The sequence below is a fragment of the Phytobacter sp. genome (assembly GCF_059074235.1).
The window spans coordinates 719999-731186 of the sequence record NZ_JCACPZ010000008.1; the positions used below are offsets into that span (position 1 = coordinate 719999).

At 50.2% G+C, this 11188-nt stretch carries 11 protein-coding genes; 9 read left to right on the forward strand and 2 right to left on the reverse strand.

Going from position 1 to position 11188, the window contains the following annotated elements; genetic code table 11:
* Positions 1 to 411: 411 nt before the first annotated feature.
* The 5 genes from AC5JPW_RS21295 (at position 412) to AC5JPW_RS21315 (ending at position 4549) form a co-directional block, all read left to right on the forward strand.
* The gene (locus AC5JPW_RS21295; RefSeq protein WP_494243069.1) at positions 412 to 1089 is read left to right on the forward strand and encodes a heavy metal response regulator transcription factor; all 678 of its coding nucleotides are present in this window, start codon (positions 412 to 414) and stop codon (positions 1087 to 1089) included.
* Between the two features lie 123 nt (positions 1090 to 1212).
* A complete protein-coding gene (locus AC5JPW_RS21300) occupies positions 1213 to 1692 on the forward strand; it encodes a (R)-mandelonitrile lyase (protein WP_494243070.1) in 480 nt (159 codons plus the stop codon).
* Entirely contained in the window at positions 1670 to 2434 is a 765-nt protein-coding gene (locus tag AC5JPW_RS21305) for a carboxymuconolactone decarboxylase family protein (protein ID WP_494243071.1), read from the forward strand. Before AC5JPW_RS21300 ends, AC5JPW_RS21305 begins: the two co-directional genes overlap by 23 nt.
* A gap of 71 nt (positions 2435 to 2505) precedes the next feature.
* Positions 2506 to 3570, forward strand: a complete 1065-nt coding sequence (locus tag AC5JPW_RS21310; RefSeq protein WP_494243072.1) for an alpha/beta hydrolase — start codon at positions 2506 to 2508, stop codon at positions 3568 to 3570.
* Positions 3571 to 3697: 127 nt separating this feature from the next.
* Entirely contained in the window at positions 3698 to 4549 is an 852-nt protein-coding gene (locus AC5JPW_RS21315) for an aldo/keto reductase (protein ID WP_494243073.1), read from the forward strand.
* 57 nt (positions 4550 to 4606) lie between these two features.
* On the opposite strand, the gene AC5JPW_RS21320 is transcribed toward AC5JPW_RS21315, so the two are convergent.
* Positions 4607 to 5500 carry a LysR family transcriptional regulator gene (locus AC5JPW_RS21320; RefSeq protein ID WP_494243074.1) on the reverse strand — a complete coding sequence of 298 codons (894 nt, stop codon included), beginning with the start codon at positions 5498 to 5500 and terminating at the stop codon, positions 4607 to 4609.
* A gap of 279 nt (positions 5501 to 5779) precedes the next feature.
* Positions 5780 to 6493, reverse strand: coding sequence for a DUF6933 domain-containing protein (locus tag AC5JPW_RS21325; protein WP_494243075.1), 714 nt, complete (start codon positions 6491 to 6493; stop codon positions 5780 to 5782).
* A 514-nt stretch (positions 6494 to 7007) separates the two neighbouring features.
* Between AC5JPW_RS21325 and AC5JPW_RS21330 the strand changes: the two genes are divergently transcribed.
* The 4 genes from AC5JPW_RS21330 (at position 7008) to AC5JPW_RS21345 (ending at position 11185) form a co-directional block, all read left to right on the forward strand.
* Positions 7008 to 7748: a YMGG-like glycine zipper-containing protein gene (locus AC5JPW_RS21330; RefSeq protein ID WP_494243076.1), complete on the forward strand. Its 741-nt coding sequence runs from the start codon at positions 7008 to 7010 to the stop codon at positions 7746 to 7748.
* Between the two features lie 89 nt (positions 7749 to 7837).
* On the forward strand, positions 7838 to 8320 hold the full coding sequence (locus AC5JPW_RS21335) for a hypothetical protein (RefSeq protein WP_494243077.1): 483 nt from the start codon (positions 7838 to 7840) through the stop codon (positions 8318 to 8320).
* 152 nt (positions 8321 to 8472) lie between these two features.
* Positions 8473 to 9627: a tellurite resistance domain protein gene (locus tag AC5JPW_RS21340; RefSeq protein WP_494243078.1), complete on the forward strand. Its 1155-nt coding sequence runs from the start codon at positions 8473 to 8475 to the stop codon at positions 9625 to 9627.
* Positions 9628 to 9676: 49 nt separating this feature from the next.
* The gene (locus AC5JPW_RS21345) at positions 9677 to 11185 is read left to right on the forward strand and encodes an SrfA family protein (RefSeq protein ID WP_494243079.1); all 1509 of its coding nucleotides are present in this window, start codon (positions 9677 to 9679) and stop codon (positions 11183 to 11185) included.
* The last annotated feature ends 3 nt before the right edge of the window (positions 11186 to 11188 follow it).

The following is an 11188-nucleotide window of genomic DNA, read 5'->3' on the forward strand; positions in this document are numbered from 1 at the left end:
TCAGACTAGAAGCGTGTAACTGACAACATAATGACGCCTGAATAACAATATTGTCAGTTTTTGCTCACCACACGGTGTGACTCACTTTCAGCGCAGCCGCTGACATTTACGCCAGGCCACGGGCCGCGCACCTCCGGGTGGTTGCCCGTTCAGGGTCATTTATAGCTGACCGATTAATTCTACTGGATTAATGAGCTCAGCTAATTACCCTTATCTGATATCCGCATAGAATTTATTTATTAAAAATGCGTATACTTCATTTAATTTCATCCTGTAAGAAATAATCAATGAAAACAACAGCAGACATTTCAACCCCTGCTAAATCCCGGTAAAAAAATAGCCGGGAATTTATTATTTCTCGCATTAAAACGCCATTTACACGCTTCAATACATGGCGAGGAATGACACCTAATGCATGTATTATTAATTGAAGATGAAGTAAAAACCTCGGCTTATCTTAGTCGTGCTCTACAAGAATCGGGGTTTATTGTTGCCGTTTCCGCAGATGGCGCGGAAGGTCTGCATTATGCTCTTGAATTTGACTACGATGCGGTGATCCTCGACGTCATGCTGCCAGGCATGGATGGGTACCTGGTGCTGGAAGGACTCCGTGCGCGCAAACAAACACCGGTACTCATGCTCTCAGCCCGTGGCTCGGTCGATGAGCGAGTGAAAGGCCTGCACCTTGGAGCAGATGACTACCTCCCAAAACCGTTCTCACTTATTGAACTGGTTGCCCGTATTCAGGCCCTTGTGCGTCGTCGTAAAACAGATGGCGCAGACATCACGCAGCTGTGCATTGATAACTTACATCTTGATCTTCTTGCCCGCCGGGTCTTTCGGGACAGCACCCGGCTGGAACTCACCGCCAAAGAGTTTTCCCTGCTCAGTCTGTTAGCCCGCCACCGGGGGCAAATCCTTTCCAAAATGATGATTGCTGAACAAATCTGGGACATGAATTTCGACAGTGATACCAATGTTGTGGAAGCCGCAGTAAAGCGCCTGCGGGCGAAAGTGGATACCCCTTTTGCCAGTACATTACTGCATACGGTTCGCGGAATGGGCTATGTCCTTGAAGTAAGACAATAATCCTGGCGAGTACGCGACAGCCCAACTGACAGAATTGTCAGTCATCCGTCAGCCTGACGACCAAAGGGAATCAGTAAAATCATCGCGACGCAGCATCCACACTTAACGAAAAGGACGCTTTGCATGATCGGAAAAATTGGCTTTATTGGACTGTTATTACCTCTCGTCACCTTCGCTTCTGTCGCCCAGGAACCGCCCACGTCAGTGCAAATCTTACCGGCGGGAAGTCAAAAGTCCCTGTCCGGGCCTGCGGCAAATTTCACCGGGAAGGTACGCGTTGAACCGCTGTTTTCTGCGAATCCTGAAATCAACGTTTCTGCTGCGTATGTCACCTTTGAACCCGGTGCACGCTCAGCCTGGCACACTCATCCGGCAGGTCAGCGGCTGATTGTCACGTCCGGCGTGGGTCTCACTCAGGAAGAAGGCAAACCGATTCAGGTCATTCGGGCGGGTGATGTCGTCTCCTGCCCGGCAGGCGTTAAGCACTGGCATGGGGCGGCACCGAACAGTGCGATGACCCATCTGGCCGTGACCGGAAATGTGGAAGGCAAAAATGTTGTATGGATGGAAAAGGTGACAGATGAAGACTATCTCGCGCATTAAAACCCTCGCGGCAGTGCTGATAATCACATTCAGTGCAGCACCGTTAATCCATGCCGCACCCGTCACAAAAGGAGCATCAGAGATGCATCAGCAACCCGCGGTTTCCGACCGCTTGTCCGCACGCCAGCAGGCGATTCCCCCGATCGCTGCGTTTATGGCGAGCAGCAATATGGAGAAGCTCCATCAGGCACTCAACCAGGGGCTGGATGCCGGGCTGACAGTCAGCGAAGTGAAAGAGATTCTGGTTCAATTGTATGCCTACACCGGTTTTCCCCGCAGTCTTAATGCGCTGAACGTATTAATGAAAGTGGTGAATGAGCGTAAGCAGCGTGGCATCCACGATGTGCCGGGAAAAGCGCCTGTCGCTGCCATTCCCACTGGCGATGCACTTCGGCAACTGGGCATCGCAAACCAGACCAAAATATCGGGTGCGCCCGTACAAGGCCCCCTGTTTGAATTTGTCCCCGAGATTAACCAGTTCCTGCAGACACATCTGTTTGGCGATATTTTTGCCCGCGACAACCTTGACTGGCAGAGCCGCGAACTGGCTACCGTCGGCGCTCTGGCCGCGACACCCGGAGTCGAATCTCAGTTGTTATCACATACACGTGCCAGCCTGCGGGTCGGGCTAACCGCCGGGCAATTGCGCCAGCTCGCTCAGGTTCTGCGTGAACAGGGTGAAAGCGATGGCGCAACACGGGCTGAAAATGCACTTCAGCAGGCGTTAGCCAGCGCAAAGTGAACCGACTCGATGGGCATCAGTGCGATGCTCATCGTTTATAAGAACAGCGTTAAATGAGAGAGGAGATACCTTTGAAAAAATCTTTAAATACGCTGGCATTGTGCCTTCTGATGAGCGGTTTTATTGCTCAGGCCGTCGGTGCAGAGCCTTTGGTTATTCAGGCGCAAGGAAGCTTTTCCGCCGGAGGCTCAGTCGTCACGGCCCCAGGGAAATTTGACGCTAAAAAACCGCTGGACTCTGCCGGTCAGACGTATCATGGCGATCACGCCTCGGTGTTTTATCAGATCCCGGAACATCCGCACAAATACCCGATAATTATGCTGCACGGTGCCGGGCAATTTTCCCGCACCTGGGAAAGCACGCCTGATGGTCGTGAAGGATTTCAGAATATTTTCCTGCGCCGCGGCTTCTCGACATACCTGGTTGATCAACCCCGTAGAGGCAATGCAGGTCGTAGTACGGTAGAAGGTACCGTGACGCCAAAACCCGATGAGCAAATGTGGTTCAATCAGTTCCGCATCGGCATCTGGCCTGTTTATTTCAAAGACGTACAGTTCTCCCATAACAAGGAAGCGCTTAATCAGTATTTTCGCCAGATGACCCCGAACACCGGGCCTTTTGACATTAACGTCATCTCCGACGCAATGTCAGCGGTAGTAGATAAAACCGGTCCGGCCATCTTATTCACGCATTCTCAGGGTGGCGGCCCTGGCTGGTACACCGCGATGAAAAACAATAAAGTGAAAGCCATTGTTGCCTTTGAGCCGGGCAGCAGTTTTGTTTTTCCTGAGAATGAATTACCTGCGCCCATGCCCAGTGCGTTCGACACGCTGAAAGGCGAACCGGTTCCTGCCGCTTCGTTTGCCGCATTGACTAAAATTCCTGTTCTTATTATTTACGGCGATAACATTCCGGATAAACCTGTCGCCATGCCTGCGCAGGATAGCTGGCGAGTTCGTCTGGCTATGGCCCGTGAATGGCGCGATGTGGTGAATAAACACGGCGGAGACGTTACGGTCATTCATTTGCCGGAAGCGGGAATTAAAGGCAATACGCACTTCCCCTTCTCAGACCTGAACAATGTCCAGATTGCCGATCTGGTCAGTCAATTTCTTAAAGACAAAAATCTGCAATAACGCGGCTACCTGGCAGAGTGCATTTTATTTATGAACTCTGCTAATTAACCCTAGCGAATTACACCCTCTAATCGAATAAATCGCTTTGCGTTATGCTTTTTACACACAATATTTAAGAGATAACGTCATGCAAACGGTAAAACTGAACAACGGTGTTGAAATGCCCCTGCTGGGATTTGGTGTCTTCCAGATGACCAATGCCGCAGAGTGCGAGAGTGCAGTGATTGATGCTATTGAGACGGGCTATCGCCTAATTGATACCGCCGCGTCTTATCAGAATGAAACGCAGGTCGGGAATGCGCTTAAGCAAAGTGGCATTGCGCGTGACGAACTGTTTGTCACCACCAAATTGTGGTTACAGGACACAAATTACACAGGTGCAAAAGCACAGTTCGAACGTTCGCTAAATCGCCTGCAGATGGATTATGTGGATCTCTATTTGATTCACCAGCCGTATGGCGATGTTCACGGAGCGTGGCGTGCGATGGAAGAACTGCACCAGGCCGGGAAAATTCGTGCCATCGGTGTGAGCAACTTCCAACCGGACCGACTGGCTGACCTGGTCGCGTTTAACAATATTGTTCCCGCCGTAAACCAGGTTGAAGTTAACCCGTTCAATCAGCAACTGCATGCCGCCCCGTGGATGAAAAGTCGCGGGATCGAACCCGAAGCCTGGGCGCCTTTTGCTGAGGGAAAAAACGGTCTCTTCCAGCATCCGGTTCTGACCGCGATTGGCGAAAAATATGGCAAAAGCGTGGGTCAGGTCGTCCTGCGTTGGATTTTCCAGCGCGGCATCGTTTCACTGGCAAAATCGGTTCGCAAGTCGCGGATGGAAGAGAACATTAACATTCTGGACTTCGAACTGACTGCGGACGATATGCTGCGCATCACCGCTCTGGACACCGCGACCAGCGCCTTCTTCTCGCATCGTGATCCGGCGATGGTGGAATGGTTGACCGGACGCAAACTGGATGTCTGATAGCGTCATGTGATTCAGTTACACCGAAAACGACATCCCAGCGGTGTCGTTTTTGCGTTATTCCGAATAGCGGAGTGCGTCAATCAGCAGAGCAAAGGCGGGAGGATGTTGTCTCCGGCTTGGGTAATAGAGGTAATAGCCCGGAAATGTTGGGCACCAGGTTTGCAAAATCTGGATGAGTTCGCCGGACTTCACATACGGCGCAATCACGTCTTCCGGCACACAGGCAATGCCGAACCCGGACAGCACCGCGTCGATGCGCTCTGACAGCAGGTTAAACGTCAGTTGTCCTTCAACCCGCACTCGCAAAGGTTTCCCCTCTTTTTCAAACTCCCAGTGATAGAGATTGCCGACGGTGGGTAAGCGCATATTGATGCAGTTATGGTGCTGTAAATCATGTGGCGTCTGCGGCGTCCCGTTGGCGGCGAAATAGTCGGGCGCCCCAACCACGGCCATGCGCATATCCGGGCCAATTCTAACCGCGACCATGTCTTTATCAACGCTCTCCCCCAGGCGGATACCCGCATCGAAACGCCCTTCAACGATATCGACAAAGCCGTTATCGACGACCAGCTCGACATTAATTTGCGGGTATTGTCGAAGAAAGGGTTTGAGCTTCGGCCAAATGAGGCTTCGTGCGGCATGCTCACCTGCCGAGAGGCGGAGATTTCCGGTTGCTGTTCCATTGAGCTGAAAAAGGGTTTCAAGCTCATGCTCCAGATCAGCAAGGCGTGGTTCCAGGCAGGCAACCAACCGTTCGCCCACCTCAGTCGGTGCAACACTGCGCGTTGTTCGGGTCAAAAGGCGTATGTTGAGACGCTCTTCCAGCGCTTTCATGGCATGGCTTATCGCAGACTGCGAAACCCCAAGTTTAGCCGCTGCTTTGGTGAAACTTCGCTCCCTTGCCACCACCAGAAAGAGCTGCAGTTCATTGAAATTTTCCTTGAGCATGATCCCCCCTCTATTAACACCACTGTCCGGCAGCACATAAACGCTTTTTTGCCACATTGTTCAAAGCATGACAGTAAAGTTACGTTTTGACTTCGCTTTTCGCGGTGCAAATCAGTTATACGGCTTGAGGTTATCCATTTACCAAAGATCCCAGAATCAGGTGCAACGCATGTATAACAATCAGCCCATGCTGAATATGCAGTTCAGGGTGATGGAAGAATAACAGGGTCAACTACATGGAAAGTAACAGTAAAAGCCAAGCACTTTTTGTGAGCGGTCTTAATTATCTGAACGCAAATGCGGCTCAGCCAGATTGCGCTGCCACTTTTCCCTTTCGATTTTTTGTATCAGGGTAAGTGCGTCACTGATTCGCTGCGGGCTGAAATGCATAAAGTTAGTCAGCCACCGCTCGAGCATCTTCACGTTTACCTGTGGCCCAAACTTTTCGCCCTTACATGCACGAAAATCTTGATTCAGTTCCAGATCAAAATGTAAAGCAGTTTCTTCATCATCAGGAAAAAAACCGAGCTCATGCCACTGATCCCTATAGATTACTGCGACCTGATTAATATGTGCCATAACACTTTTGTCAATACGTTGAGAAAAACGTAAGTCACCATACAGTGCGAGAAAGCGGTCGATACCCGTTTTCATTTCTGACGCATCACACAAAGAATAATACTGGCACTGCCACACTATCCCATTGATGAAGCGCTCGAGTAAACGGTGTAAAACGTCTTGCACATCCCCTTTCTTTGCCTGATGGATAACATGGCAATAACGCGTATCAGAATCCATCGCAATGAGACAAGTTGAGCGCCCCAATTTTATAGCATGTACCACCCAGTGAAAGCTCTGACCGTGACCGCGATCGCCAGGGAACTCAGGAAAAGGGAGCGCCCCAGCATCAACAAAAAATCCTTCATCATTGCCTTTTTTGAATCCCTTGTACAAGAACTCAGCCGCTGCAAGAGAGCAATTGATGGTGATCATTTAGATTTCCCGTATGACATGTTTGACATGTGAATATTGAGAACCGCATTTTTTCCAGCCTCAAAATGCTGCTCTCATAATTACAGGGTTACAGGTAATGTCTATTTTACTATAAGAAATGGGAGTTGATTATTCTAAAAAATTAAAATACACCAAATTCACCCCATATTTTTAGAACTAAATATCTCATATGACTTTTGAAACAGAAGAGATAGGGTTAATTGCTAAAATGTTAACATTAAGCCCTAAAGATTTTTATCGCTCCGCCGATGTTTATTAAATCTTTTAAAGCCACGCGCTGTTGTGCCTGTTTACCGTGATTTTGACAGATACGTTCGAATCAATACCCTGCGAGGGTTATTGAGAACACGCTGCTTAAGAGAATATCAATCGGGCAGTTGTCACTCTACTGACAAATAGCTCAGTTTTATAACAACTTTCATACATCAATGGTGTCGATGGACAGCACACTTATACATCAGCGCTGTGCCAGCGATAATTTAAGGATAAAACGATGGCTAATCCGTTCAACCGTAGCGCAACTTGTCTTCTGGTATCTCTGACCCTATTGCTTAGCGGCTGCGCCAATACAGGCAGTTCTCTTTTGTCAGGCCCTAAACCCGATCCCCGTCTGACCAGTACTGAACAAACTAAATTCTTTAGTTCTTCTGCCGCCCAGGGTTGTGGAGTGGGTGCACTGGCAGGGGCCGGGATTGGCGCTCTGGCCGGGGCCCTGGCAGGCGACACCAAAAAAGCTGTCGTCGGTGCCGCCGTTGGCGGAGCAGCGGGTTGTGCTTTAGGTATGACCGCTAACTACTATCTGGATGGTCTTAAAAAAGATTACGCTACAACGGCAGACCGCCTGCAGGCTATGGATAAGGACATTACTAAAGATACCGCTGACGTAGAAAAATCTTCTGCCGCAATGAAACAGGTCATCAGTGAAAACCGTGCCCTGCTGACTAAAATGAGCATCCAGAAAGATAATGCAGGCTTTGATAAAGCCCAGGCTACCAAAGATCTGGCACAGATTGATGCCAACATCAAAACCATGAAAGATACCCTCAAGGGAATGAAAGACAGAGATGCTGGCTTTAAGGTCGCGCTGAAGGATCAAAAAACGGCTAACGCAACTGACAAGGCGAAATTAGACACGCTGAATAAAGAATATAGCAAACTCAATGGTCAAATCACCGCGCTTGAATCCGAAGCGAACGGTTTGTTTAGCCAGCGCCAGGCTATTTCACTGGGTTAATAATTACAGGCCGATATTATTATCGGCCCTCTTTACGGCTCGTTTTGACCGCGCTCTTTTATACTGACTATCACTTCATGGATACCTTCATGAGAAAATATGCCCTACTCGCATCATTATTACTTGCTGGCTGCACAACCTCCCCCCAGGACTGTGATTTACATGCTCAGGATCCAAGTTTTCTAACTAAATTGAGCTGCACGACTTCTGGCGGTTATCGACAGAAAGTTGATGAACAAGAGCGCCAGGTTCTGCAAAGCCAGCGCGATAATAAAATTGCGCACCAGGATTTAGCCGATACGCAAAATAGAGCACTGGCCTCCAGCAAGCAACTTGCAGATGAGCAAGCCAGAGTCACGGCAATGCGTTCTGATTTAGCCCAGACGCTGAAGAAACTCCAGTCAAGCAAAGTTAAAAACAAACAAAACCAGCAAGAAATTAAGAAGCTTAAAGAATTGCAGGTACAAGCCCAACAAACAAATAGCGCGACTGAAATTGCCGTTCTTGAGAAAAAAATTGCTGAAGCCAAAAAAACAGCTGAAGCCCTTGAGCAAGCGAACGCCCTTCGCTAACTGTACGATGAAATGGCGACCTTTAAAGGCTGCCTTTTTGTTAAAAAAAGAACATGAGATACCCGTGTCCTGAAGATGCTGATATCCGCGACTCATAAGCAGCCAGTCGCTCACAAAGTGCCTGAAACGAATAACAACAATGACTCTGGATTATGCAACGACTAACACGATCTGCACCAATTGATGATCCAACGCTGGCAACGTATGAAGAAACGGTCGCCATCATTCACCGTTATCTTCCACCTTCACTGGCGCTACTGTATGCGACCGCACGTCGTAGTGCCGAAGGTCATCTTGAGTGGTGGACAGCGCGCGAGGGGGTTGCTAAACCGTTTTCAGTGTTAAGCGAAGCGGAACAGTTGGTGGTACAGAACAAGCGCCAGCATTATCAGGGCATTGTTGCTGGTTTGGTCGAGCAGCTTGTCGCCAGGGGAGATGACAAACCAGCTCAGGCATTACAAACATTACTCACTCATTCACAGGCGTTAACCTGCTATGGCGTCGGCGGTGAGCCCGTTCTCACCGATTGGGCTAAACCTTCGCAGGTTACACCAGCGCCACTCCCTCCCATCGCGCCGTTGCCGTGGTGGAGGCGCTTTCTCCCTTGGTTATTGTTGCTGCTGTTATTGATTCTGCTGGCACTTGCAGGCTGGTGGTACTTCTGTCACCCCCGGTCTGACACTGCGCTTCCTGTAAAACCAGAACCCCAGGCAGCGGTAGCCGCAACACCTCCGGCCAACACCGAATTAACGCAGGATAACCCAAGCATAAGCCTTGAAAAAAGGAAGGATTTTGGGCGAATAAAGGTCAACCTGACATGGCAACAAGGTGGGCATAAAAAGCCAGTCGACCTGGATATTGCGGCGTTTGTGCGTTTCAAAGATGGCCAGAAAAGTGGTGTTGAAGCCCTCAGCAAATTCCTCGGTAATTATGACAGACCGCCCTTTATGCTGCTGAAAGAGGATCTGCGTGGTGGTGACAATCAGGATGGCGAATGGTTGTTTATCAACGGCAGTCAGTGGCAAGAGATTGATGAAGTATTGATCTACAGCTTTATCTACGGCGGGACAAATAACTGGCAAGGGACCAATGCCACGATCACCCTCTACGTGCCAGACCAGGCCCCGATCAGTTCCACGCTGATTGATGGTGACGAGCGTAATAACGTCGCAGCAATCGCCAGGTTAAAGAACATTGACGGTGACATAAAAGTTGAGCGCCTCAACAGTTTCTTCAGTGATCGGGAATCGTTGGATAAGTACTACGGCTGGGGTTTTGAGTGGACACCAGGTGCAAGCAAAAATTAGTCACATCCATATAATTTGCGTTAATTAACAGCCCTACAAGGTTTAGACAATGCGAAATTCGATCCAGGGACCACTGTTACGTACCGGCAACAACTCCTCGTTTAAAGCACTGGGGGAAACCGGTTATCCCGTATTTAAGATGGCATTTCAGCTGCGTGAAGCCATCTATCGGCTGGATGCAGGACGTGACCTGGCAAGGCACCTTGCGGTCCCACAAAATGACCAGGGCGGCGACAGGACTGACTGGTACAGTAGCTTTCCTGGTGATGTCATTCCCTGGAGTGGCGCAAGTGAAACCGAGCAGGCATCTGCACGTCAGCAATTTGAAGAATTCCAGATTGCTGTACAAGCGTTAAGTGAGCAGATGCTGAATGCCGATCAAAGCGGCGCAGGTGGCGACCGCCGGGTATTTGCTCAGCTCTTAAAATCTGTTGTCCACTTTCCGGATTACGACTTTGTTTATCTGGTTAATGGCGTCCTGGTTATTACCTTCTGGGGTTTTATCCATCCCACTGGCGTGCAGAGTAATCCGCTGCACTGGCTGGAACCCTCTTCGGTTCCCGCAACGCCATCGACGGTTGCAAATGTCGCGCAAACCGAGCCTCCTGCCCGCGGATCCTGGGTGCAAAATGCACCTCCTCCAGTAGAGACAGTAACGTTAACCCGACGCTGGAACTGGCGCTGGCTATTGTGGTTCCTGCTGGCATTGCTGTGTCTGGCGTTATTGCTGGGGTTACTGCGTGGTTGCGTCCCGTCGCTTTCATTACCAGGATTGCCAGGGATTTCGGCCGATAAAAATCACACCCTACCGGTGACTGATGTCGGTGGCGGCAAGGTACCTGAGACCAATGTGCCTGCAAACAGCCATGTGACTATACCGTCGACTACGGTTGAAAACGGGGAAACCTCTCACGTCACATCGACCGGCACCACCGATGTTAACCCTGCACTGGACGCCGCAACGGATCATGCTCCAGTTGATGCACCTGCCACAGATGCCGCGCCGCCTGCCGGAGACGTAGCCGCACCGGTTACACCTGGTGAAACGACAGATACCGTCGTCCCGGTCGAACCCGTTCAGCCTGCGGGTCAGGAACCACAAGTGAGTGAATCGCAAAACGGTGATGCTCAACAGCCCGTCGTTGCTCCTCATACCCAGCCACCGGTGATCCCGGCTCAGGGGGAACCGTTGACGATCCCGCCCTCTGTCAGTGATGGCCCGGCACAGTTTCTCAACGGACAGTGGCGTGTAAACGGCGGTATTCAGGACAAGCAAACCGGCCGACCATTACAGCTGCAATATAACTTTAATCAGGGTAAAGGCACCGTCAGCGTACGTCAGTCCAGCGGCGTAACCTGCACGGGCGCAGCCATGGGGAACGTGGAGAAAGGTGCATTGAACATCATCAATCCCGAGCAGATGAAATGCAGTGACGGTTCAAACTTCATCGGCCCAACCATAGCGTGCAAATCGCCAGACTCTGGCCGCGCCGATTGTGTCGGCAGCAATGATGGGGATAAAACCTTCCCTATTCGTATGCTTCAACCCAATACTTAAACG